A 22,525-nucleotide genomic window follows, 5' to 3' on the forward strand; every position below is an offset into this window, starting at 1 on the left:
CGGTCACGGTCGTGCTCCTGGTCGGTCGGGGTCAGAGGTCGGGTGGTCGCCGGAGGTCACCCGGCGGACGGCGCGTTCGAGGTCGTCGAGCGCCGCGGTGCCGTCGACGAGCGCGCGGTCGTCGTCGGTGGTCCCGCCGACGAGCACGGCGCCGACACGGGTGTGCGGCATGCCGGTCGCCTGCGCAGCGGCGCGGACGACCTCGTCGACGTGGGCGGAGCGGGGGAGCCCGAGCAGCCGGGCGATCCGTCGGACGGCGGCGACGCGCAGGGTGTCCAGCGCGTGGGTGCGGTCCCGCGTGCGGGCGTACATCCGGGCGCGTCCCTCGGTCGTCTCGGCGGCCCGGACGACGACGGGCAACCGCTCGACGACGAGCGGGCCGAGGCGCCGACCACGCCAGACGCCCGCAGCCACGGCGACGAGGGCGAGCAGGGCCAGGGCACTCGGCACCCACGGCGGGGCGAGCTCGCCGAGGGTCGGAGCGGCGTCGGGTGTCCCGACCGTCGGGGTGTACCAGACGAGCCGCTCGTCGCCGCCGAGCAGCCCGAGGGCCAGCGCGGCGTTCCCGGCGGTGGCGATGGTGTCGTTCCGGAACGCCGAGGTGGTGCCGACCAGCGTCACGTCACCGCCCGGCGTGGTGGTGCGGACGAGGCCCCAGACGCGGGAGTCGCCCGCACCGGTCGGCGCGCACCGCTCGGCGCTCTCGTCCTGCACGGTGTACCCGGAGCCTGCGGTCGTGACCCGCGCTGCCGAGGCCGCCGCGGGGATCCCGCACGAGGTCGTCGAGACGGTGGCGTCGCCGTCGATCTGGCCGGGCGGGTCGATCGGGAAGCCGAGCAGCGCGTCGAGGCCGGCGCCGCTCGTCCCCACGACCACGGTGTGCCGGGCGGTGCGCGCGATCCGTTCCGCGACGGCGGGGTCGAGCGCGCCGTCGGCGTCGTCGATGAACACCGTGCCGCCGTCGATCGCGCCGGTGCCGTCGAGGGTGTCGGTCACGGTGACCGCGGTGCCGCGCTGCTCGAGGACGCGCACCAGGGCGGCGGATCCGCTCGCCGTCGTCGAGGTCGGGTCGAGTGCGCGCGGTGCGCCCTTCTCGGTGCCCTGCACCACCGCCGTCAGGGCGGCGAGCAGGACCCCGACCAGGACGATCACGACCCAGAAACCGAAGCGGAACCGGCGTCCCTCGGCCGGACCGGAAGCCGGATCCGAGGCCGGATCCGAGGCCGGAGCCGAGGCCGGGGCGGCGCTCGTCCGGGTGGCGGTGTCGGCCGTCATGCCGGCACCACCGGTGCCTCGACCCGCGCCGGGCGGGCCTGTCGGACGGTCTGCTCGGTGTCGAGCACGCGGAGGGCGGTGTCCTGGTCGGCCTCGGCACCGAGGTACCGGACCGCGTCGAAGGACGTCGCCGCGGCGTCGAGCGCACCGGCTGACGCGGGGAACGGCACGGCGCCGCGTGCGGCGATCGTGCGGGCGGTCGCACCGGGCACGTCGGGCACCAGGTCGCGCTCACCGAGTCCGCGGGCGATCGCGCGGAAGCCGTCCAGCACCGCTGCCGACCAGTCGGCGCGGCGCACTGCGGCCTGGGCCGCCTCGAGGAGTTCGCGGGCGGAGCGCAGGTCGTCGGCGTCGAAGACCCCGCCGGTGTCGCCGTCGCCGGCCCGGGCGCGCCGTCGGGGGAGCCCCCGCGCGACGACGACGAGCACGACGACCGCGACGAGCACCACGATCGCGATCACCAGCGCGGTGCGGGCCGCGGCGGGGGAGTCGAGACCGTCGGCGCGGAGCGAGCCGAGCCAGTCGAGGAAGGACCGCGAGGCCCGGTCCCACCACGTCGGCTGGGCACCGTCGTAGGCGGACCGGTCGAGTTCGCGTTCGAGCAGACGACGCGCCTCGTCCGGGTCGACCGCCGTCACGCGTTGCCGTTCGGCGGCGACTGGCCCGGACCCTGCTGCCAGGGCGGCTGCTGCGACTGGGACTGCGGCTGTTGCTGCCCCGGCTGCCACGGCTGCTGGGTGGGGTGCCACTGCGGTTGCTGCTGCTGTGCGGGCTGCCACTGCGGTTGCTGCTGCCCGGACCACTGCTGCTGCCCCGGCCACTGCTGCTGCTGCGCCTGCCACTGCTGCTGCTGCGCCTGCCACTGCTGCTGCTGCGCCTGCCACTGCTGGCCGCCCCACTGCTGCTGCGGGGGCCACGGCGGCCGCGCGACGGGCTGGGACGGCGCGAACGGGTCGGTCGGCTGCCCGGAGTCCAGGTGCGACGCGATCCGCTGGTCCAGGGCCTCGGTGCGGATCCGCCGGTCGATGGCCAGGAATGTGGTGACCGACGCGCTCAGGACGTCAGTGATGCACTGCACCGCCATCGCGAGCAGGCTGCCGATGACGATCGCGATGACCGCACCGGCGCCGGCGCCCGACGGACCGCCGGTCTGCCCGAGCGGGTCGAACGTGCCCCCGACGAGCACGGTGCCGACGGTGAGCGGGATCGACGCGATCGACGCCGCGAAGCCGAACATCAGCTGCACGAGCAGCAGGATGCCGAAGGTCCGCCAGAAGGCCCCGCGGGTCAGGCGCCACGACTGGGCGGCAGCGGCGAAGACCGGTCGGCCCTCGAGCGCGATCGTCGGGACGGTGAACACGAAGCGGATGCCGAGCCACACGACCACGACACCGAGCCCGAGCACGAAGAGCACGAGCGCCAGCACGAACCAGCCGGTCCCGGAGCCGGCGGCACCGATCGTCGCGAAGACCCCGAAGAAGACGAGCCCGGCGACGATCGCGATGACGACGCCCGCAGCGGTCTGCACGAGCATCCACGCGACGACCGGCCAGCGGCGTCCGGCCAGCAGCGCCCACAGCCCGCGGAACGTGGCGCGGCGGCCGAGCACCCGCTGCCCGGTGTCCGCGGCGACCGGCGCGACGAGGAACCCGCGACCGAGGTAGGCGAGGAAGGGCAGCCCGATCGACATGAGCGCCGTGAGCGTCAGCGTGCCCGCGGCCACCGAGCCGGCGCCGCTGCCGCCGTCGAGGGCGGAGAACATCCGCGACTGCAGTGCCTGCTGCCCGAACGTGCTGGCCAGCGTCGACAGCAGGCCGAGCACACCGCTCAGCAGCACGCTCCAGAGCAGCAGCACGCGGGCGTTCCGACGGAAGACCGTGAACGCGCCGGCCAGGACGTCGCCGAGACCGAGCGGGCGCAGCGGGATCACCGGACGCGAGCCGCCGGACGGACCGCCCGGTCGCCCCGGACCCGACCCCGGGGCGGGCTGCGGCGGCACCGAGAAGCGGGGCGGGCCTCCTGGCTGGGGTCCGGGTCCCTGTGTCGGTCCGGACGCCGGCGGTGTCGGCGCACCCTGCTGCCCACCGCCCGGTGTGTGCCAATCGGACATGACTCCAGCCCCCTCGTCGTGTCGGACCGTGCCAGCGATGCACGTCCCACCCCCATCCTGTCGGAAAACCCCGCGCGGCGGGGCCTCGGCTATCGTGTGGGGACACGTGCCGACCACGGCACTCCCGCACGCCACCCGGAGTCCAGATCACATGACACCGCGCATCCTCGTCGTCGACGACGACCAGGCCCTCTCCGAGATGATCGGCATCGTGCTCCGCTCCGAGGGGTACGAACCCGAGTTCAGCGCCGACGGCAACGACGCCGTCGACGCGTTCCACGCCACCAAGCCGGACCTCGTCCTGCTCGACGTCATGCTGCCCGGCATCGACGGCATCGAGGTGTGCAAGCGCATCCGTGCCGAGAGCGGCACACCGATCATCATGCTCACCGCGAAGAGCGACACCGCCGACGTCGTCCTCGGGCTCGAGAACGGTGCCGACGACTACGTCGTGAAGCCCTTCAACCCGAAGGAGCTCGTCGCGCGCATCCGCACCCGACTGCGGCCCAGCGCATCCGACGCCACCGTGCTGCACGTCGGCGACGTCACGGTCGACGTCGCCGGGCACGAGGTGCGCCGCGGCGACACCGTGATCGCGCTCACGCCGCTCGAGTTCGACCTGCTCCGGGCGCTCGCCGAGAAGCCCAACCAGGTCTTCACCCGCGAGATGCTGCTCGAACAGGTCTGGGGCTACCACTACAAGGCGGACACCCGGCTGGTGAACGTCCACGTGCAGCGGCTCCGCGCGAAGATCGAGCACGACCCGGACAACCCGAAGACCGTCACCACGGTGCGCGGCGTCGGGTACCGCGCCGGAGGAGCCTGAGCACCGTGTCGCCCTCGACGCGCCCGTCGGGCCCGGCCCGCGGTGTCAGCGGCGCCACGGTCTCGATCGGTGTCGTCGACCGTGGCCGTCGCCGGATGCGGCGCTGGCTCCGACGGGGCTGGCGCCCGATCGCGTACCTGTGGCGGCGCTCGCTCATGTTCCGCTCGGTCGCCATCACCGTGATGACGACGGGGCTCGCGGTGGGGATCATCGGCACCGCGGTCATGGTGAGCATCTCGACGAACGTCTACTCGCAGCGCCGTGACCAGATCGAGTCGGAGTCGGCCCGGGCCACCATCGTCGCCCAGGGGATCTTCGACGCGGCGACCGCGGCCGAGGACAACAACCAGTCCGAGCTCGAGACCCTGCAGAACGAGGCGCAGCAGGCGATCCTGTCGAACACGACGAGCCCCGGCGGGACGAGCATCGCGATCGAGCGGAGCCCGGGCCAGTCCACCCCGCAGACGCTGCAGACCATCGCCAGCCAGGACTTCCCGGACGCGGTGATCACCGACGACCTGCGGAAGGAAGTGGGGCAGAACACCGGTCGGCTCAGCCTGCAGCCCGTCCAGCTCGACGACGACGGGCGCCGCGTTCCGGGGCTCGCCGTCGGGTCAACCCTGCAGATCCCGAGCGCCGGGCAGTACGAGCTCTACCTGGTCTACGACCTCTCGGACGCGCAGCAGACCCTGGACTTCGTGTCCCAGACGCTGTCCATCGGCGGTGTGGCGCTCATGGTGCTCATCGCCCTGGTCACCTCGCTCGTCGTCCGGCTCGTCGTCGTGCCGATCCGCGGTGCCGCCGAGACGAGCCGGAAGATCGCCGCTGGTCGCCTCGACGAACGCATCCCGGTGCGCGGCCAGGACGACCTGGCGACCCTGGCGCGGAGCTTCAACGGCATGGCCGAGGCGGTCAGCCGCCAGATCACCCAGCTCGCCGAGCTCTCGCGCGTGCAGCAGCGGTTCGTCTCCGACGTCTCGCACGAGCTCCGCACCCCGCTCACCACGATCCGGCTCGCCGGCGACATGCTCTACGACTCCCGGCACGCGTTCGAACCGTCAGTCGGTCGGTCCGCCGAGCTCCTGCACGCCCAGGTGGAGCGCTTCGAACTGCTCCTCGCCGACCTGCTCGAGATCTCCCGCTACGACGCCCAGGCGGTCCAGCTCGACACCGCGCCCGTCGTGCCGGCGTCCATCGCCGCGGACATCGTCGACGAGTTCCGTCCGCTGGCCGAACGCGCCGGCATCGACCTGCAGCTCGCCACGCCCGGCGGCCACACGACCATGCGGCTCGACGCCAAGCGCGTCCGCCGGATCCTCCGCAACCTGGTCGGCAACGCGATCGAGCACGGCGACGCCAAGCCCGTGCAGGTCGTCGTCGACAGCGATGCGCGCACCGTCGCCATCGCCGTCCGTGACCAGGGGGTCGGCATGCCGCCGGAGGACGCCGGACGGGTGTTCGACCGTTTCTGGCGCGCCGACCCGAGCCGCAAGCGCACCATCGGCGGCACCGGGCTCGGTCTCGCGATCAGCCTCGGCGACGCCAAGCTCCACGGTGGCCGCATCGACGTGTGGTCCCGGCCGGGCGAAGGGTCGACGTTCGTGCTGACCCTGCCCCGCAACGAACAGGGGACGACCGCCACCTCGGCCATCCCGCTGCCCGAACTCGACGAGTCGTACGACGGCCCCCGCGCCGTGCGAGAGGAGTCCTGATGCGCCACCGGATCCGCCACGTCCTCGCCGTCGCGCTCGCCGCGGTCAGCCTGTTCGCGGTCACCGCCTGCGCAGCGATCCCCACCGACGGCGCCGTGCGCACCGGGCAGACCATCAAGGACGAGTCGCTCTCGGGCGTCGACTTCCGGCCGGACAAGCCGATCACCGGATCCGACCAGACGGCCATCCTCCGCGGGTTCATCGCCGCGGCCACCGGCGCCCAGGACAACTACGCGATCGCCCGGCAGTTCCTGGCGGACGACTTCGCCCAGCGGTGGAACCCGCGGCAGGGCGTCACGATCCGCGACGGCAGCGGCACCGTCGAGCGCGCCGACGACCGTGAGCTCACGTACACGATGACGGCCAGCGCCACCGTGGACGCCGAGGGGGAGTACACCCAGGCCGTCCGCCCCACCTCGTCGACGCTGACGTTCCAGTTCGTCCGCGAGGACGGCGAGTGGCGCATCGCCTACGCCCCGGACGGCATCATCCTGTCACCGGTCAGCTTCGAGTCGGTGTTCCAGCCGCACGCGCTGTACTTCTACGACCCCACCTACCGCTTCCTCGTGCCCGACCAGCGCTGGTTCCTCGCCCGGTCCTCCACCAGCACCCGCATCGCCAGCGCCCTGCTCGCCGGTCCCGCCGACTGGCTGAAGGGGGCCGTCGTCTCGTCGTTCCCGGAGGGCACCCAGCTGTCCCTGAACGCGGTGACGATCGACAGCGGCACGGCCCTCGTCGACCTGTCGAGGGACGCCCTGGGCGCGAGCACCATCGACAAGGTCCGGATGCGCGAACAGCTCAGCAAGTCCCTCGCCTCGGTCGCCACCATCTCGTCGGTGTCGATGACGATCGAGGGCGCGACGCTGTCGGTGCCGGACTCCGGGGGAGCGGACGCCCAGCAGAACCCCGACGTCGACCCCAGACCGCTGGTCGAACACGACGGCGTCGTCGGCTACGCAGCCTCGGGCACCGGCAAGGTCGCCGAACTCGGCAGCGGCGTCGGTGCGGCGATCGCCGGCCTCGACCCGACCTCGATCGCCCTGTCGGCATCCGGCACCACCGCGGCCGTCGGCAACCGGGACGGCGCCGTCGTCGTGCGCGGCAAGGACCGCCTGCGCGTCGACGCGCGCGAGGACCTCGTCGCCCCCGCCGTCGACGACCTCGGCTTCGTGTGGGTCGGAGAACAGTCTGACACCCGCCGCATCACCGCGTACGGCCTCGGCGGCGACCCGCACGAGGTCCGCACCACCCTGCCGCGCGGCGACCTCGTGTCGTTCCAGGTGTCCCGCGACTCCACCAGGGCGCTCGCGCTCATCGAGACCGCCGACGGACCCGGCCTGTACGTGATGGCGATCATCCGCGGGTCCGACCGGTCACCCAGCTCGTTCGGCGCTCCCGTCCGGGTGCAGGCCGCCAGCGGCACCGCCGTCGACGCCACGTGGGTGAACGACACCGACGTCGCCTCGGTCGGACAGACCACCAGCGGCCCGAACATCGTGCGCACGACCATCGGCGGCAAGTCGAGCACCCTGCCGAAGCCCGACGGCCGCGCGACCGCGATCAGCGGGGGCAGCGGCGGGGCGCTGCTGCTCCGGATGTCGAGCGGTGACGTCCTGCAGTCCACCGGTGGTGGCTGGGACACGACGGGCGTCACCGCCGACGTGCTCGGCGTCCAGCGCTGACGGCACCCTCCTCCACACCGCACCCGGCCTGGAGGCCCGTCCACAGCCCGGCCCACCGGCCCACCGCCGTCGTCCGGTCACCGCCACGATCGTGGTCGTGCCCCCTGACGACGCCCCCACCCCGTGGCGTGACGCCCTGCTCGCCGTGCTCGGACTGTTCCTCCCCGTCGCCTGCCTGGGCTGCGGCCGCCCGGACCGCGCACTCTGCCCGCCGTGCCGCGCGGCGCTCGACGCACGCCCCGGGCGCGTCCGGCTCGTCGCCGGCGTCCGGCTCGACGCCGCCTTCGAGTACGAGGGGCTGGTCCGCACCCTGGTCCTCGAGCTGAAGCTGCGCGGCCGGGTCGACGTCGCCCGTCCGCTCGGTGGCCGGTTCGGTGCACTCGTCCGGACGGCGCTCGCCGCGGCACCGGACGGCACCGTGGTGCTCCGCGTCCCGCCGTCCCGTGCGGGTGCCCGGCGCCGCGGGTTCGACCCGGTGGTGCTCCTGCTCGCCCGCGGCGGTGTCCGGCGGACGGGGCGGCTCGTCCGGACCCGGGCCGGACGCCGGGGTGCGGGGCCCGGGCAGAAGGAACGATCGGCGGTGGAGCGGGTCGCCGCCACCGTCGGCACCCTGCGCGCGGTCGGGGTCGCCGGCCGCCACGTGGTACTCGTCGACGACGTCGTCACGACCGGCGTGACGATGGCCGAGGGTGTCCGCGCCGTGCGGTCGGCGGGTGGTCGGGTGGTGCGCTGCGTCGCCCTGGCGAGCGTCGACGACTGACGGCTCCGTGAACACCCGGTGTCCACTGTGCGTCCGGTGAGTGTCCGACAGACTCGCCGACGCCCCGTGACGCCGAGGGTGCGCCGGGTCTAGCCTCGCGGCAAGGCGTTCGGGTCGCCGGACGGAGGCGACGCGCCGACACTGGATGGGAGCCGCCACATGGACGTGACGATCACGGGCCGGAACGTCGGGGTCACCGACCGTTTCCGCACCTACGTCGAGCAGAAGTCCGAGAAGATCGACGTGCTCGCCGACCGCGCCCTCGCCTTCGAGGTGCGCATCAGCCGCCACCACGAGAAGTCGAGCGGCAGCCAGGGCGAGGACCGCGTGGAGCTCACGCTGATCGGGCCGGGGCCGCTCGTGCGGGCCGAGTCCGCGGCGTCGGACAAGTACGCCGCCTTCGACCTCGCCTTCGCACGGATCATGGAGCGCCTCCGTCGGGCGCGTGACCGCCGCAAGGTGCACCACGGCCGCCACCGTCCCACCTCGGTCGCCGAGGCCGCCGGCAATGCGTTCGACGGCATGGGTGTCGTCCCCGCCGACGGCAAGCTCATCGAGGAGGTCGCGACCGGTGCCGTCCCGGTCGTCGACGACGAGACGAACGAGGACGAGAACGAGGTCTACAGCCCGGTCGTCATCCGGCACAAGGTGTTCGAGGCCGCCCCGATGACGGTCGACGACGCCCTGTACTACATGGAACTCGTCGGGCACGACTTCTACCTGTTCCTCGACGCGGAGACCCGTCGTCCGAGCGTCGTCTACCGACGCAAGGGCTGGGACTACGGCGTGATCGGGATCGACGAGGTGCCCGCCGGCCAGGCGCAGGCCTCGGCCACGGCGGACTCCGACGCGGAGCGCGCAGCGGCGATCGCCTGAGGTCCTCGCGGAGCCTCCGGTTCCGCTCCGTGTGCGCGGTCCGTTCGCGGGCCGCGCACACCCGTGTCCGCGACAGCCGCGGCGCTCACAGCGCCGAGCGTTCGCGGGTTGCTAGCATGACTGGTCGATCGGGCGTGCAGGTCGCGCGCGACGACCCCGTAAGGAGTTCACGTGGCAAACGTGCTGGAGAAGGTCCTCCGCATCGGCGAAGGACGAACCCTCCGTCGGCTGAAGGCGTACGCCTCGGCCATCAACGACCTCGAGGACGACTTCTCGAGCCTCACCGACGAGGAACTCCACGACGAGACCAAGGAGCTGCGCGAGCGGTACGCCAACGGCGAGACCCTCGACGACCTCCTGCCCGAGGCGTTCGCCGCCGTGCGTGAAGCCGCGAAGCGCACCCTGGGCATGCGGCACTTCGACGTGCAGCTCATGGGTGGCGCGGCCCTGCACCTCGGCAACATCGCCGAGATGAAGACCGGTGAGGGCAAGACCCTCGTCGCGACGACCGCCGCGTACCTCAACGCGATCCCGTCGCGCGGCGTGCACGTCATCACGGTCAACGACTACCTGGCCTCGTACCAGTCCGAGATCATGGGCCGCGTCTTCCGCGCGCTCGGCATGACCACCGGCTGCATCATCGCGAACCAGAGCCCGCCCGAGCGTCGCGAGCAGTACGCCGCCGACATCACCTACGGCACGAACAACGAGTTCGGCTTCGACTACCTGCGCGACAACATGGCGTGGCAGGCCTCCGACATGGTGCAGCGCGGCCACTTCTTCGCCGTCGTGGACGAGGTCGACTCGATCCTCATCGACGAGGCCCGGACGCCGCTCATCATCTCCGGTCCGTCGTCGGGCGAGGCCAACCGGTGGTTCACCGAGTTCGCCTCGATCGCCACGCGCCTGACCCCGGGCGAGGACTACGAGGTCGACGAGAAGAAGCGCACCGTCGGCGTCCTCGAGCCCGGCATCGAGAAGGTCGAGGACTACCTCGGCATCGACAACCTGTACGAGTCGGCGAACACCCCGCTCATCTCGTTCCTGAACAACTCCATCAAGGCCGTCGCCCTGTTCAAGAAGGACAAGGACTACGTCGTGATGAACGGCGAGGTGCTCATCGTCGACGAGCACACCGGCCGCATCCTGATGGGCCGCCGCTACAACGAGGGCATCCACCAGGCGATCGAGGCCAAGGAAGGCGTCGAGGTCAAGGCCGAGAACCAGACCCTCGCCACCGTCACGCTGCAGAACTACTTCCGCCTGTACCAGAAGCTCTCCGGCATGACCGGTACCGCCGAGACCGAGGCGGCCGAGTTCATGTCGACCTACAAGCTCGGCGTCGTCGCCATCCCGACGAACAAGCCGATGCAGCGCATCGACCAGACGGACCTCGTCTACAAGAACGAGAAGTCGAAGTTCGAGCAGGTCGCCGAGGACATCGCGGAGCGTCACGAGAAGGGCCAGCCCGTCCTCGTCGGTACCACGAGCGTCGAGAAGTCCGAGTACCTGTCGAAGCTCCTCGCCAAGCAGGGTGTGAAGCACGAGGTCCTCAACGCGAAGAACCACGCCCGTGAAGCCGCGATCGTCGCCCAGGCCGGTCGCTTCGGCGCTGTGACCGTCGCGACGAACATGGCCGGTCGTGGTACCGACATCATGCTCGGTGGCAACGCGGAGTTCCTCGCCGTGCAGGAGATGCACGCCAAGGGCCTGTCGCCGACCGAGACCCCCGACGAGTACGAAGCCGCGTGGGACGACGTGTTCGCCCGCGTCAAGGCCGAGGTCGAGGAAGAGGGCGACAAGGTCCGCGCAGTCGGCGGCCTGTACGTGCTCGGCACCGAGCGCCACGAGTCGCGACGCATCGACAACCAGCTGCGTGGTCGTTCCGGCCGCCAGGGTGACCCGGGCGAGAGCCGCTTCTACCTGTCGCTGACCGACGACCTGATGCGCCTGTTCAACTCCGGTGCCGCCGAGAGCCTGATGGGCCGCTCGAACGTCCCGGACGACCTGGCGATCGAGAACAAGCTCGTCGGCCGCGCGATCCGGTCCGCCCAGTCTCAGGTCGAGGGCCGCAACGCCGAGATCCGCAAGAACGTCCTGAAGTACGACGACGTCCTGAACCGTCAGCGTGAGGCGATCTACAGCGACCGCCGCCACATCCTCGAGGGCGACGACCTGCACGACCGCGCGCAGGCCTTCCTCAAGGCGGTCATCGACGACGTCATCGACACCCACACGGGCGAAGGCTCCCCGGACGACTGGGACCTCGACGCCATGTGGACCGAGCTCGGCACCCTCTACCCGATCTCGATCTCCATCGACGAGGTCATCACCGAGGCCGGCTCGAAGGGCAAGGCGTCGCGTGACTTCCTGGCCCGCGAGATCCTCTCCGACGCCAAGCTGGCCTACCAGCAGCGTGAAGAACTCCTCGGCGACGAGGCGATGCGCGAGCTCGAGCGTCGTGTGGTGCTCTCGGTGATCGACCGCCGCTGGCGCGACCACCTGTACGAGATGGACTACCTGAAGGACGGCATCGGCCTCCGCGCGATGGCGCAGCGTGACCCGCTGGTCGAGTACCAGCGCGAGGGCTACGCACTGTTCCAGACGATGATGGGGCAGATCCGCGAAGAGTCCGTCGGCTACCTGTTCAACCTCGAGGTCCAGGTGCAGTCCGACGGCGAGAACGCGGTCATCGAGGCCAAGGGGCTCGGCGAGGACGAGGTCTCCGGCCTCGAGTACTCGGCACCGTCCATCGACGGCGAGGTCGAGGTCCGCGACGAGAAGGGGCGCCTCGAGCAGGCCGCCACCGCTCGTGCGCAGCGCGCCCAGGCCGAGGCCGAAGCGGCTGCCGAGCCGGAGCAGGGCTCCGCGTTCGGCAACGCGGCCACGGCCTCCGGTCAGGCTGCGGCGAGCAACCGCGCCGAGCGTCGACAGGCCACCAAGAAGAACTAGCGTCCCGCGCGCGAGCGCATGCGTGCCGCCTGCCGGATCGGAGGCCCGTGGCGGCGCCGCCACGGGCCTCCAGGTCGGCAGCGGGCGCGCCTAAAGGACGCCGATGGCGGTCGCCTGCCACCGACCGTGCCGCGTCTCGAGGCGCATCGCGACCGCTCGCGCGTGGCTGCGCGTGTGCACGATGACCGTTGCCTCTGCGACGCCGTCCGCGGGGCGGCAGACCCGGACGCTGCCGACCCGGAGCACCGGGCGCCCTCGGGCCCGCTGGCCGGATCCCCGGGCGTGCGCCGCCACCGCGGCCCGCTGCTGCAGGTGGCGCTGCACGTCGTCGCTGATCCACCGGGCGATGCTGTCGACCTCGCGTGCCCCGGTGAGCACCTCGGCGACGCAGAGCCCGAGCGCCCGAGCGGTCGACTCGGGCTCCGGGGGACCGGACGCCGCGGCTGGTTCCGGTGCCGGTTCCACGATCCGCAGGGGCGGTGGGTGCACCGCCGTCGTCTCGTGATCGATGCGGCGTGCCTGCTCTGCCACCCCTGCCCCTTCCGTCGTTGGAGCGAGCGTATGGGGCGTACGACATACGAAATACAACGCTGTCTCCCCTGTGGAGAGGGCGACGTTCTCCACAAGGCGGCGGACCTAGACTGGCTGGGTGTCGACCCTCAGTGACCTCGTCCTCGCGCAAGGCCGTTCCTCGGAAGCAGACGTGGAGTGGCTCCACCTGCTCGTGGGGGACTGGCAGCTCCTCGCCGACCTGTCCTTCGCCGACATGGTGCTCTGGGTCCCGACCGCCGAGGACGGCTCGTTCGTGGCCGTCGCGCACGCCCGCCCGAGCTCCGCGGCGACGCTGTTCTACCGGGACATCGTCGGGCAGGAGATCCGCGAGGAGTGGCGCGGCCAGGTGACCGAGAGCTTCGCTGGTTCCCGCGTCGTCGACTCCGCCGAGCCGGACTGGTACGAGGACACCCCGACCCGCGTCCGCGCGATCCCGGTGCTCCGCCGCCTGAGCCCGAAGAGCGCCGAGACCACCGAACGGCCGATCGCCGTCGTGACCCGGCACTCCAACCAGGACGAGATGCGGACCCCGAGCCGCCAGGAGCTCAACTTCACCGCGAGCGCGAACGACCTGTTCGGCATGATCGCGACCGGTGACTTCCCCGACCTCGGCGCACCGGCGGGCCCCCGCCGTGGGGCGCCCCGCGCCAGCGACGGCCTGCTGCGCCTGGACACCGCCGGCACCGTGACGTTCGCGAGCCCGAACGGCCTGAGCGCCTTCAACCGGATGGGCTTCGAGGGGGAACTCGAGCGGAAGTCCCTCGCCGAGGTCACCACCGAGCTCATCGGCGCCCAGCTCGACGTCGACGAGTCCCTGCCGCTCGTGGTCACCGGCCGGGCGCCGTGGCGGGCCGACATCGAGTCGAAGGGGGTCACAGTGTCGCTCCGCTCGATCCCGCTCCGCGACCACGGTGAGCGCATCGGTGCCATCGTGCTGTGCCGCGACGTGTCCGAGCTGCGGCACCAGGAGCGCGAGCTCATCACCAAGGACGCCACGATCCGCGAGATCCACCACCGCGTGAAGAACAACCTGCAGACCGTCGCCTCCCTGCTGCGGATCCAGGCACGACGCACACACTCGGACGAAGCGCGGACCTCGCTGCAGAACGCCATGCGCCGTGTCGCCGCCATCGCCGTCGTGCACGACACGCTGTCGAGCGGCCTCAGCCAGACGGTGGACTTCGACGAGGTGTTCGACTCGGTCCTCAAGCTGGTCACCGAGGTCGCCGCGTCGCACAACACGACCGTGCACCCGAAGAAGACCGGTGAGTTCGGGGTGCTGCCCTCCGAGGCCGCGACGCCGCTCGCCCTCGGCCTCACCGAACTCGTGACGAACGCCGTCGAGCACGGGCTGGACGGCCGCGACGGCGAGGTCGAGATCGTCGCCCGCCGTTTCGACGACCACCTGGAGATCGAGGTCCGCGACAACGGCGTCGGGCTCCCCGAGGGCAAGGTCGGGTCGGGCCTCGGGACGCAGATCGTCCGCACGCTCATCCAGGGTGAGCTCGGCGGCACCATCGACTGGCACACGCTGACGGGCAGCGGCACCGAGGTGACGATCAGCATCCCGTTCCGCTGGCTGACCGCCCCCGCGGCGTAGTCCGGGCGCCGCACAACACCGGTGTTCACCGGTCGAACACCCGTGTCCGGGTGTTCGATGCGTGAACACCGGTGTTTTGCATGACGACCCCCGCGCATGCCGATCCCCGCGCGCACGACGACGCCCGCCGTCCCCGAAGGGACGACGGGCGTCGTGGTGTCAGACGACCGGGGTCAGGACGCGCGGCGGGCGCGAGCGGCGCGACGCTTCAGCGCACGACGCTCGTCCTCGCTGAGACCACCCCAGACACCCGAGTCCTGGTTGTTCTCGAGTGCGTACTGCAGGCACATCTCGGTGACCGTGCAACGCGCACAGACCGACTTGGCCTTCTCGATCTGGTCGACGGCGGGCCCGGTGTTCCCGACGGGGAAGAAGAGCTCGGGGTCTGCGGTGAGGCAGGCAGCCTTGTCACGCCAGTCCATGTGTGGTGCTCCTTGATGTCGATGCTCGAACGGCAGGCCGGGGCCGTGGTTCGGGGGATCGGAACGCTGACCATGCATGAGGCATGGAGGGGACAACTGTGGGGAGGAGTCCGCATGAAGCGAATCTGACGCCCGCGAGACGCTCGGGGGAGGAGCGATGAACCACGGGAGACGCACACCACATCGTGCCGTCCAAACGACCTCCAATATCGTTCCATACTGGTAGGGCCAAATCAAGGGTTCCGATGCTGGAGGATCACTGTGCACGACGACACCCCGAACGACACCGAACCCTCCGCCCCCGTCGCGCGTCGGTCGCCAGCGATGCTGGGGTTGCTCGTCGTGGTCGGCCTCGAGTTCCTCGCACTGGTGGTCGTGACCGTCGTGCTGATCGTCGAACTGCTCGTCGCGCCGGCCACGAGCATCGCGTCGGGCATCGCCCTCACCGTCCTCGTCGCCATCGCTGCGCTCTGGCTCGGTGCGCTGCTGAACGGCCTGTGGCACGGCCGGTCGTGGGTGCGCTCGGGCATCATCGTCTGGCAGGTCCTGCAGGGCGCCATCGCGATCGGGGCGTTCCAGGGCGTCTTCCGGGTCGCCGCGGTCGGCTGGGTGCTGCTCATCCCGGCCCTGCTCGGCATCACGCTGGTGCTGTCGCGGTCGGTGACGGCCGCGCTCGCGCGCCCGGTCGAGTAGACGGTCTGGTCCGCCACACACAGGAGGCCCGGTGCCGGTTCTCGGAACCGGCACCGGGCCTCCGGTGCGTGGCCGGCTCTCAGACCAGGCCGAGCTTCTTCCGCAGGCTCGCCACGTGCCCGGTGGCCTTGACGTTGTAGAGCGGCAGCTGCACGGCGCCGTCCTCGCCGACCACGATCGTGGAGCGGATCGTGCCGGTGACGATCTTGCCGTAGTTGTTCTTCTCGCCCCAGGCTGCGTACGCCTTGTGCACGGCGAGGTCGGGGTCGCTCAGCAGCGGGAAGGTCAGCGCCTGCTCGTGCTGGAACGTCTTGAGCTTCGCCTGGTCGTCCTTCGAGACGCCGAGCACCTCGTAGCCGGCGGCCTGCAGCGAGGACATGTTGTCGCGGAAGTCACAGGCCTCGGTGGTGCAGCCCGGGGTGGAGGCCGCCGGGTAGAAGTACACGATGACCTTCTTGCCGCGCAGGGCGGCCAGGGAGTGCTGGACGCCGTCCTGGTCGGGCAGCGTGAAGTCGGGGGCGGTGTCGCCTGGGACGAGACGGTCGGTCATGGTGCTCCTGTTCGCGTCGTGCGCCCGCGAGTGGTCGTGGGCGCGCGAAACCCATGCTATTGTTGATTCCCGTTGCGGCACGGAAGCCGGAACATGCACCTCTAGCTCAATTGGCAGAGCAACTGACTCTTAATCAGTGGGTTCTCGGTTCAAGTCCGAGGGGGTGCACCGCAGGACGAACGCCCCGGCTCATCGAGTCGGGGCGTTCGTGCGTTCCAGGGGTCCTCGCGCTCCGGCACCTGGACACGCCCGAGGTGCGTCGGAGTGCAGAAGTCAGTCCGGACCGGACATCGGTCTGACCGGACGTCAGCCGGTGGGGACGTTAACGATCCGTTCCTCGCCGACGACGGGTTCGAGCGCGCCGGCCGACGCCGCGGCGAGGTCGGCGGTCAGCGCCCCGAGCGCGTCGTGGGGGACCCACACCTCGAAGGTCGCCGCCTGCCCGTACTCGGTCGGGCCGAGCGTCGCGTGGTGGTGCCGGACCCAGTCGCGCAGCACGTTGTCGAGCCGCCCGGCATCGGCGTGGTCGACGTCGAAGCGCACCTGCGTCAGGGCCTCGCGACGAACGGGCACGGCGGTGTCGAGCGCTTCGGAGACCGAGGTCGAGTAGGCCCGGACGAGCCCGCCCGCGCCGAGCTTCACCCCGCCGAAGTAGCGCGTGACGACCACGACCACGTCGGTCAGGTCGCGACGGCGCAGGACCTCGAGCATCGGGACGCCGGCCGTGCCCGAGGGTTCCCCGTCGTCCGAGGAGCGGGCCTGGTCGCCGAGCACGCCCGTGACCATCGCCGTGCAGTTGTGCCGGGCGTCCCAGTACCGTCGGCGGACCTCGGCGATCACGCGGTCGGCGTCCTCGACGCCGGACACGGGCGCCACGGTGGTGATGAAGCGCGACTTCGTGATGACGATCTCGTGCTCGACGCGTGCCGCGACGGTGGCGGGGAAGCGGCGGGGCATGCCCACGAGGGTAACGGCGCGGTGTCGGGTGTCCGCGCTAGCATGGCGTCCACGCGCCGGACCGACACCCCGCGCGGACACGGCTGGGGAGGAGTCCGAGATGGACACGGGTGATCTGAAGGGCGGGGCGCTCGACGCCGCCGAGCTCGCGCGCCGCCTCAACCTGCTCCTCGACTTCGAGGAGTCCCAGCGCGGTGCCCCGGTGCCGTTCGCCTCGATCGAAGAATACGTCGCGGCCCACGGCGGCTCCCTGTCCCGGGCCAAGTGGACCTACATGCTCTCCGGCGACGGCCGCCGCAACCGCGACACCGAGCTCCTGCGCCTGCTGGCCGGGTTCTTCGAGGTCGACGAACGCTTCCTGCTCGAGGACAGCGAGGTACCGGAACGCATCGGCGCCCAGCTCGCCCTCGTCCGGTCCCTGCGGTCCGCCCGCGTGAGCGGCTTCGCGGCGCGGACCTTCCCCGGCGAACTGTCGCCCGACGCGCTCCGACGCATCGCCGAGGTGCTCGAGGAGGAATCGCAGCGGGGGAGCGTCGCATGACCGACGCGCTCGTCGACGCGTTCTGGGCTCGTGGTGCGGCAGAGGGCTGGTCGGACGTCGACCAGGCCGTCGCCGCCGCGGCTGACGTCGTCGGCAAGTCGATCGTGGTGCGCGAGGAGTCGTTCCTAGCTGCCGAGCCCGTCTGCGGCTTCGTGGCCACGCTCGAGCACGCGCACCTCGTGATGATCTCGCCGACCGCGTCGCCGACCTTCCGGTCGTTCGTCATCGGCCACGAGCTCGGCCACGTCCTGCACCGGCACCAGGAACACGCCCCGCAGAGCGCGTACATCCGCGACGTCATCCCCGACCTGCCCGAGTACAAGGTCGAACGGGCGCTGGCCCGTGGGCTGTTCTCGAACACGTACGAGCACGAGGCCGAGGTCTTCGCCGACCGCCTGGCCACCGTGATCCGCCAGCACCGCGGCCGCCCGAGTGCCTTCCGCGGGGTCTTCGGGTGATCATCGCCGTCGTCCAGGCGGTGCTGCTCCTCGTCGGGACGATCGTGCTGCTGGTCCTGCAGCGCGGGCAGGACCGCACCCTCGCGTTCACGTTCCTGCTCTTCGCCGCCACCATCGTCACGAACGTCGACCCGCTGTACCGCTGGCTCGATCCGCGGCTCGGTGGGTTCAACGTCGTGACCGTGATCAGCGACTGCCTCATGGTGGCCGGCACGAGCACGCTGCTGTGGGGCGTGGCGAAGGCGGTCGGGGCGGCACGACCCTGGCTCCGGAACGCGGTCCTGGTGTCCTTCGTGGTGGTGGTCGTGGTGGTCCTCGTCGCGTTCACCGTGCTCGACAAGCCCGCGACCACGACGACCTTCATGCTCGACGCCGGTTCGCACCCGGCGGCCACGGTCTACTCGATCGCGCAGACCGTCTACCTCGGTGTGGCACTCGGCGCGACGGGGTTCATCTGCGTGCTGCGCCTGCGCGAGGCCCGGACGACCACGGACCTGGTGGGGTTGTGGGTCCTGATCCTCGGCGGAGTGCTCGGGGTCGTCCGCATGGTCGTGGTCGTCGTGATGGACGTCGCCCACGTCGCCGGCGACCTGCAGGTCACGCACGCGCTCTCGCTGCCCTACGACGTCACCACGCCGGGAGCGGTGCTGTGCGTGGCGTCCGGGATGCTCCTGCTCGTGTTCGGGCACCGGATCTCGCGCCGACGCCGTGCCCGCAGGGTGGACGCAGCGCTGCAGCGTCTGGCGCCCCTGCACGAGCGGCTCGGGGTGGACAACGCCTACCCGCCGACCGACGACCCCGCGACGCTCCTCAGCCGCCGCATCGTCGAGATCAACGACGGGGTCCGCGGTGCAGGGGCGTCCCTGACCGAGTCGGAGCGTGCCGTCCTCGCCGATGCCGAGGCCGCCCTCGAGACGGCGTAGCCGTTCGGTGCTCGACGCTGTGGGGCATGCCGTGTACAGTCTGTAGCAAGTGCTACAGATCCTGTGGCCTCGCCGGGTCGGGACTCGGCCGCGTTGGGGGCGGCCGAGCACCACCTGCCCGGTCTCGTCCCGGTCGTGGGTTGTCTAGGATCGGACCGTGCTCGTCTTCGCCGCAGTCGTCCTGTTCCTCGGTGCCGTGTTCAACGTCATCACCTGGCCGCGCTTCTTCCAGCGGGTCGCGACGGACACGCGTGCCCGTGACGCCGCCGGCAAGCCGACGACGTTCTACACGGTGCACCTCGTGCTCCTGCTCGTCGCGCTCGCCATCGCCGTCGCCTCCGTCATCGCGGGGATCCTGCTGCTGGTCTGAGCCCGCGCAGGCGGGCCGCGCGGCCCTGGTCCGGACCACCGCCGGACAGGAGGCGCGTGGCGGTGCCGCCACGGGCCTCCCGTCCGCCCCTGGCCACCATCGCGGCCCGCTTCAGCCCTGCTTCAGCGGGACACGGCAGGATCGGTGCCATGCGTGTGCTGGTGGTCGACGACGAGGTCCGGCTCGCCGACGGGGTGCGCCGCGGGCTCGAGGCCGAGGGGTGGGCGGTCGACGTCGCGAACGACGGCGTGGACGGCCTGTGGCACGCGCGGGAGTTCCGCTACGACGCGATCGTGCTCGACCTGATGATGCCCGGCCTGAGCGGCTGGGCCGTGTGCGTCCAGCTCCGTGCCGACGGTGACTGGACCCCCGTGCTGATGCTGACCGCGAAGGACGGCGAGTGGGACCAGGTCGAGGCACTCGACGCGGGGGCCGACGACTACGTCACGAAGCCGTTCTCGCACCCGGTGCTCGTCGCCCGGCTCCGGGCGCTCGTCCGCCGCGGCGCCCGGGAGCGCCCCACGGTGCTGACGCTCGGCGACCTGGTGGTCGACCCCGCGGCGCGCACCGTGGCCCGGGGCGGGAACCCGGTCGAGCTGACCAGCCGCGAGTTCGCCGTGCTCGAGTACCTCGCACGGCACCCGGGGCAGGTGCGGTCGAAGCGGGACGTCATCGAGAACGTCTGGGACGTCGACTTCGAGGGGGACCCGAACATCGTCGAGGTGTACGTCGGGCACCTCCGTCGAAAGCTCGACCGGCCCTTCGGGCGTGCCGCGATCGAGACGGTCCGCGGCGCCGGGTACCGGTTGGCGGCCGACGGTGGCTGACGGGTCGAGCCCGGGCACGCGTCCCGGCGCGCCGACCCGACCGCGGCGCTTCCGGTCGGTCCGCGCCCGGACCACCCTCGGCGCGGGGCTCGTCGTGCTCGCGGCCCTGGTCATCGGCGCGGTGGCGTTCGTCGTCGTGCTGCGGCTCGTGCTGCTCGACGGCGTGCGCACCTCGGCCGAGGCCGGGCTCGAGCAGGTGTCCTCCCGGGTCGAGGCGGACGGCGCGTCCGCGGTCACCGACTACGAGGACGTCCTGGTGCAGGTGATCGGCGACGGCGGAGCGGTCCTGGCGCACGGCGAGGACGCCGACGGCGACGCCCTGCCCACCGCCGACGAGTCCCGGTGGTCCCACGACGGTGAACGGTGGCTGCTCGTCGCGGACGACGTGGACCTGCCGGGCGGCGGCGAGGCGACGCTCGTCTACGGCGCCTCGCTCGACCAGGCCGACACCGCGGTCCGCACTGCCGTCGCGCTCCTCGCCGTCGGGGTGCCCGTGCTCGTGCTGCTGCTGGTGGCGGTCACCTGGGCCGTCACCGGGCGGTCGCTGCGGCCCGTGGAGCGGATGCGCACCGAGGTCGAGACGATCCGTGCCGCCCACCCGGACGCCCGGGTCGAGGTGCCGGACACCGGTGACGAGGTCGCGCGGCTCGCGACGACGATGAACGCGATGCTCGACCGCCTCGATCGGTCCGCGGAGAGCCAGCGGCGGTTCGTCTCCGACGCCTCCCACGAGCTCCGGTCACCGATCGCGTCGATCCGGCAGCACGCCGAGGTCGCCGTCGCCCACCCGGAACGCTCCGACGTGGCCGACCTCGCCGACGTCGTCAGGTCCGAGGCGGTGCGCCTGCAGGACCTCGTCGCCGGGCTCCTCGAGCTCTCCCGCCTCGACGAGGGCGGGATCCGGGCACGGCGCCCCGTCGACCTCGACGACCTCGCCCTCGACGCCGTGGCCCGCGCACGAGCACGGGCCACGACCGGGGCAGAGGCCGAGTCCGAGTCCGAGTCCGAGTCTGGGACGGACGGCGCCGTGCGCGCGGTCCGGGTGGACGGTTCGGCGATCTCGGCGGCGCGGGTCCTCGGCGACGAGCGCGTGCTGGCCGGAGTGGTCCGGAACCTCGTCGACAACGCCGTCCGGCACGCGAGCACCCGCGTCGCAGTCTCGCTCACCGAGCACGACGGGTCGGCGGTGCTCACGGTGGACGACGACGGCGCCGGCGTGCCCGAGGGCGAGCGGGAACGCGTCTTCGAGCGGTTCGTCCGTCTCGACGAGGCCCGCAGCCGCGATGCCGGCGGCGCGGGCCTCGGGCTCGCCATCGTGCGGGACGCCGTGCGTGCGCACGGTGGTGACGCGACCGTCGTCGCGTCGCCGCTCGGCGGCGCCCGGTTCGTCGTCCGCATCGCACTCGGCGGCTGAACAGGTCGCTTCAGGCCTGCTTCAGCACCCCGACGAGATGCTCGTCACATGAACTTCCGCACCCAGCACCAGAAGCCCGCCGCCCGCCGCGTCGCCGCGTTCGCCGCCCTGCCGATCGTGGCGGCTCTCGCCCTCACCGGTTGCGCCAGCGACGACTCCGACGACGACACGGGCTCGGCCGGCTCCGGCTCGGTCGGCTCGTCGGCCACGGACTCCGCCGGCAGCGGCAGCGGCAGCGGCGACGGCTCGTCCTCGCCCGGCGCGGCGGCGGTCGGCTCGAACAAGGCCCTGCTCGCAGCGGTCGCCACCGCACGCGGCGAGGTCGGCTCGGGCACCGTCATCTCGGTCGAGCAGGAGCAGGGCGCCTCCGCCTACGAGGTCCTCGTCGTGACGAAGGACGGCACCGAGCACGAGGTGCACACGAACGCCGACGGCACCTCGGTCGCGGGCACCCCACAGACCGAAGCCGGCGACGCGGACGACACGGCCGAGCACGAGCGCTTCGTCGCAGCCGCCGACCTGAGCGTCAAGCAGGCCGTCGACGCCTTCCAGGACCTGCACGCCGGGACCGTCACCGAGCTCGGGCTCGACGACCACGTCGGCACGGTGGTCTGGGAGGGCGACGTGCTCGACTCGTCCGGCACGAAGCACAGCGTGCGCATCGACGCCGGCTCCGGTGACGTCGTCACCGACCGCGTCGACACCGACGACTGACCCTGCGTCCTCAGGACTCCAGCGGGGGCCCGAGCACCTTCCGGATCGCCAGCGCAGCGAGCTGCTCGTCCGGGGTGTCGAGCAGCACCCGGTAGGTCTCCTGCTCCGCGACGAACTCGACGCAGACCGCGTCCTCGTCGCACGGCCCGAGGCGCCACCCCTGCACGGCGTCCATCGGCACCACCGTGCGTGCCTCGCGCTGGTAGTCGGTCTCGGCCTCGAGCCGGTCCGCGAACACCCGGAGGCGTCCGAACGCACCCCGCCAGCTGAGCTGCAGGTCGAGGGTGGGGGAAACAGAACGGTCCGGCACC

The 22,525-nt window shown here is 71.9% G+C and carries 23 protein-coding genes and 1 tRNA gene; 16 read left to right on the forward strand and 8 right to left on the reverse strand.

The features are described 5' to 3' along the window. Positions 1-3: 3 nt before the first annotated feature. Genes ASF75_RS09965 through ASF75_RS09975 form a run of 3 tightly spaced genes read right to left on the reverse strand, consistent with a single transcriptional unit; the run spans position 4 to position 3,205 of the window. The gene (locus tag ASF75_RS09965; RefSeq protein WP_056070919.1) at positions 4-1,275 is read right to left on the reverse strand and encodes a DUF4350 domain-containing protein; all 1,272 of its coding nucleotides are present in this window, start codon (positions 1,273-1,275) and stop codon (positions 4-6) included. Continuing rightward, positions 1,272-1,913 carry a DUF4129 domain-containing protein gene (locus ASF75_RS09970; protein ID WP_056070922.1) on the reverse strand — a complete coding sequence of 214 codons (642 nt, stop codon included), beginning with the start codon at positions 1,911-1,913 and terminating at the stop codon, positions 1,272-1,274. Before ASF75_RS09970 ends, ASF75_RS09965 begins: the two co-directional genes overlap by 4 nt. Next, positions 1,910-3,205 (reverse strand): glycerophosphoryl diester phosphodiesterase membrane domain-containing protein, encoded by a 1,296-nt coding sequence (locus ASF75_RS09975; RefSeq protein WP_056070926.1) that lies wholly within the window; start codon positions 3,203-3,205, stop codon positions 1,910-1,912. Before ASF75_RS09975 ends, ASF75_RS09970 begins: the two co-directional genes overlap by 4 nt. 331 nt (positions 3,206-3,536) lie before the next feature. Between ASF75_RS09975 and mtrA the strand changes: the two genes are divergently transcribed. From mtrA to secA, 6 genes are all read left to right on the forward strand, one after another. Further along, positions 3,537-4,211: an MtrAB system response regulator MtrA gene (gene mtrA / locus ASF75_RS09980; protein WP_017888813.1), complete on the forward strand. Its 675-nt coding sequence runs from the start codon at positions 3,537-3,539 to the stop codon at positions 4,209-4,211. Between the two features lie 5 nt (positions 4,212-4,216). Further along, positions 4,217-5,923 (forward strand): MtrAB system histidine kinase MtrB, encoded by a 1,707-nt coding sequence (gene mtrB / locus ASF75_RS09985; RefSeq protein WP_082509602.1) that lies wholly within the window; start codon positions 4,217-4,219, stop codon positions 5,921-5,923. Further along, a complete protein-coding gene (locus ASF75_RS09990; RefSeq protein ID WP_052481756.1) occupies positions 5,923-7,605 on the forward strand; it encodes a GerMN domain-containing protein in 1,683 nt (560 codons plus the stop codon). The genes mtrB and ASF75_RS09990 overlap by 1 nt, the downstream gene beginning before the upstream one ends. A gap of 97 nt (positions 7,606-7,702) precedes the next feature. Further along, a complete protein-coding gene (locus ASF75_RS09995) occupies positions 7,703-8,365 on the forward strand; it encodes a ComF family protein (protein ID WP_156463840.1) in 663 nt (220 codons plus the stop codon). 159 nt (positions 8,366-8,524) lie between these two features. Beyond that, a complete protein-coding gene (gene hpf, locus ASF75_RS10000) occupies positions 8,525-9,241 on the forward strand; it encodes a ribosome hibernation-promoting factor, HPF/YfiA family (RefSeq protein ID WP_056070930.1) in 717 nt (238 codons plus the stop codon). Positions 9,242-9,412: 171 nt separating this feature from the next. Next, positions 9,413-12,193: a preprotein translocase subunit SecA gene (gene secA, locus ASF75_RS10005; protein ID WP_056070934.1), complete on the forward strand. Its 2,781-nt coding sequence runs from the start codon at positions 9,413-9,415 to the stop codon at positions 12,191-12,193. Between the two features lie 90 nt (positions 12,194-12,283). Here secA and ASF75_RS10010 read toward each other — a convergent pair whose 3' ends face one another. Further along, positions 12,284-12,724 carry an Rv3235 family protein gene (locus tag ASF75_RS10010; RefSeq protein ID WP_052481754.1) on the reverse strand — a complete coding sequence of 147 codons (441 nt, stop codon included), beginning with the start codon at positions 12,722-12,724 and terminating at the stop codon, positions 12,284-12,286. 118 nt (positions 12,725-12,842) lie between these two features. On the opposite strand from ASF75_RS10010, the gene ASF75_RS10015 reads away from it, so the two are divergent. Then, the gene (locus ASF75_RS10015; protein ID WP_042538784.1) at positions 12,843-14,345 is read left to right on the forward strand and encodes a sensor histidine kinase; all 1,503 of its coding nucleotides are present in this window, start codon (positions 12,843-12,845) and stop codon (positions 14,343-14,345) included. A gap of 173 nt (positions 14,346-14,518) precedes the next feature. Here the strand turns inward: ASF75_RS10015 and ASF75_RS10020 are convergent, their stop codons facing one another. Beyond that, entirely contained in the window at positions 14,519-14,767 is a 249-nt protein-coding gene (locus tag ASF75_RS10020) for a WhiB family transcriptional regulator (protein ID WP_017888820.1), read from the reverse strand. Between the two features lie 261 nt (positions 14,768-15,028). Here ASF75_RS10020 and ASF75_RS10025 point away from each other — a divergent pair, with 261 nt between their 5' ends. Continuing rightward, the gene (locus ASF75_RS10025; protein ID WP_056070938.1) at positions 15,029-15,460 is read left to right on the forward strand and encodes a hypothetical protein; all 432 of its coding nucleotides are present in this window, start codon (positions 15,029-15,031) and stop codon (positions 15,458-15,460) included. Between the two features lie 79 nt (positions 15,461-15,539). Here the strand turns inward: ASF75_RS10025 and bcp are convergent, their stop codons facing one another. Beyond that, positions 15,540-16,010: a thioredoxin-dependent thiol peroxidase gene (gene bcp / locus ASF75_RS10030; protein ID WP_017888822.1), complete on the reverse strand. Its 471-nt coding sequence runs from the start codon at positions 16,008-16,010 to the stop codon at positions 15,540-15,542. Positions 16,011-16,105: 95 nt separating this feature from the next. Here bcp and ASF75_RS10035 point away from each other — a divergent pair. Further along, positions 16,106-16,178: transfer RNA gene (locus ASF75_RS10035), tRNA-Lys, on the forward strand. A gap of 138 nt (positions 16,179-16,316) precedes the next feature. Here the strand turns inward: ASF75_RS10035 and ASF75_RS10040 are convergent. Further along, entirely contained in the window at positions 16,317-16,967 is a 651-nt protein-coding gene (locus ASF75_RS10040; RefSeq protein ID WP_056071084.1) for a YigZ family protein, read from the reverse strand. A gap of 100 nt (positions 16,968-17,067) precedes the next feature. Here ASF75_RS10040 and ASF75_RS10045 point away from each other — a divergent pair, with 100 nt between their 5' ends. The 7 genes from ASF75_RS10045 to ASF75_RS10075 all read left to right on the forward strand — a co-directional run bounded on the left by ASF75_RS10045 (position 17,068) and on the right by ASF75_RS10075 (position 22,214). Further along, complete coding sequence (locus ASF75_RS10045) at positions 17,068-17,508, forward strand: hypothetical protein (protein ID WP_017888824.1); 441 nt, start codon at positions 17,068-17,070, stop codon at positions 17,506-17,508. Beyond that, positions 17,505-17,966 (forward strand): ImmA/IrrE family metallo-endopeptidase, encoded by a 462-nt coding sequence (locus ASF75_RS10050; protein ID WP_042538780.1) that lies wholly within the window; start codon positions 17,505-17,507, stop codon positions 17,964-17,966. Before ASF75_RS10045 ends, ASF75_RS10050 begins: the two co-directional genes overlap by 4 nt. Continuing rightward, complete coding sequence (locus tag ASF75_RS10055) at positions 17,963-18,889, forward strand: hypothetical protein (protein WP_056070941.1); 927 nt, start codon at positions 17,963-17,965, stop codon at positions 18,887-18,889. Before ASF75_RS10050 ends, ASF75_RS10055 begins: the two co-directional genes overlap by 4 nt. A 157-nt stretch (positions 18,890-19,046) precedes the next feature. Further along, a complete protein-coding gene (locus ASF75_RS10060; protein WP_056070944.1) occupies positions 19,047-19,259 on the forward strand; it encodes an SCO4848 family membrane protein in 213 nt (70 codons plus the stop codon). Between the two features lie 149 nt (positions 19,260-19,408). Then, positions 19,409-20,086: a response regulator transcription factor gene (locus ASF75_RS10065; RefSeq protein WP_056070948.1), complete on the forward strand. Its 678-nt coding sequence runs from the start codon at positions 19,409-19,411 to the stop codon at positions 20,084-20,086. Then, positions 20,079-21,500, forward strand: a complete 1,422-nt coding sequence (locus ASF75_RS10070; protein ID WP_056070951.1) for a sensor histidine kinase — start codon at positions 20,079-20,081, stop codon at positions 21,498-21,500. Before ASF75_RS10065 ends, ASF75_RS10070 begins: the two co-directional genes overlap by 8 nt. A gap of 48 nt (positions 21,501-21,548) precedes the next feature. Next, positions 21,549-22,214, forward strand: a complete 666-nt coding sequence (locus tag ASF75_RS10075; protein WP_056070952.1) for a PepSY domain-containing protein — start codon at positions 21,549-21,551, stop codon at positions 22,212-22,214. Positions 22,215-22,224: 10 nt separating this feature from the next. Here the strand turns inward: ASF75_RS10075 and ASF75_RS10080 are convergent, their stop codons facing one another. After that, positions 22,225-22,524: a hypothetical protein gene (locus ASF75_RS10080; RefSeq protein ID WP_042538775.1), complete on the reverse strand. Its 300-nt coding sequence runs from the start codon at positions 22,522-22,524 to the stop codon at positions 22,225-22,227. Between the last annotated feature and the right edge of the window lies 1 nt (position 22,525).

Origin of the sequence: Curtobacterium sp. Leaf154 (genome assembly GCF_001424595.1) — a bacterium.
In the GTDB taxonomy this organism is placed as follows: domain Bacteria; phylum Actinomycetota; class Actinomycetes; order Actinomycetales; family Microbacteriaceae; genus Curtobacterium; species Curtobacterium poinsettiae.

Excerpts from the sequence above, each read along its gene's own strand:
- ASF75_RS10045 (WP_017888824.1), top strand. The coding sequence starts at position 17,068 with ATGGACACGGGTGATCTGAAGGGCGGGGCGCTCGACGCCGCCGAGCTC.
- ASF75_RS10075 (WP_056070952.1), top strand. The coding sequence starts at position 21,549 with ATGAACTTCCGCACCCAGCACCAGAAGCCCGCCGCCCGCCGCGTCGCC.
- ASF75_RS09990 (WP_052481756.1), top strand. The coding sequence starts at position 5,923 with ATGCGCCACCGGATCCGCCACGTCCTCGCCGTCGCGCTCGCCGCGGTC.
- ASF75_RS10065 (WP_056070948.1), top strand. The coding sequence starts at position 19,409 with ATGCGTGTGCTGGTGGTCGACGACGAGGTCCGGCTCGCCGACGGGGTG.
- ASF75_RS10040 (WP_056071084.1), bottom strand. The coding sequence starts at position 16,967 with ATGCCCCGCCGCTTCCCCGCCACCGTCGCGGCACGCGTCGAGCACGAG.
- ASF75_RS09965 (WP_056070919.1), bottom strand. The coding sequence starts at position 1,275 with ATGACGGCCGACACCGCCACCCGGACGAGCGCCGCCCCGGCCTCGGCT.
- hpf (WP_056070930.1), top strand. The coding sequence starts at position 8,525 with ATGGACGTGACGATCACGGGCCGGAACGTCGGGGTCACCGACCGTTTC.
- bcp (WP_017888822.1), bottom strand. The coding sequence starts at position 16,010 with ATGACCGACCGTCTCGTCCCAGGCGACACCGCCCCCGACTTCACGCTG.
- ASF75_RS10050 (WP_042538780.1), top strand. The coding sequence starts at position 17,505 with ATGACCGACGCGCTCGTCGACGCGTTCTGGGCTCGTGGTGCGGCAGAG.
- mtrA (WP_017888813.1), top strand. The coding sequence starts at position 3,537 with ATGACACCGCGCATCCTCGTCGTCGACGACGACCAGGCCCTCTCCGAG.
- ASF75_RS10020 (WP_017888820.1), bottom strand. The coding sequence starts at position 14,767 with ATGGACTGGCGTGACAAGGCTGCCTGCCTCACCGCAGACCCCGAGCTC.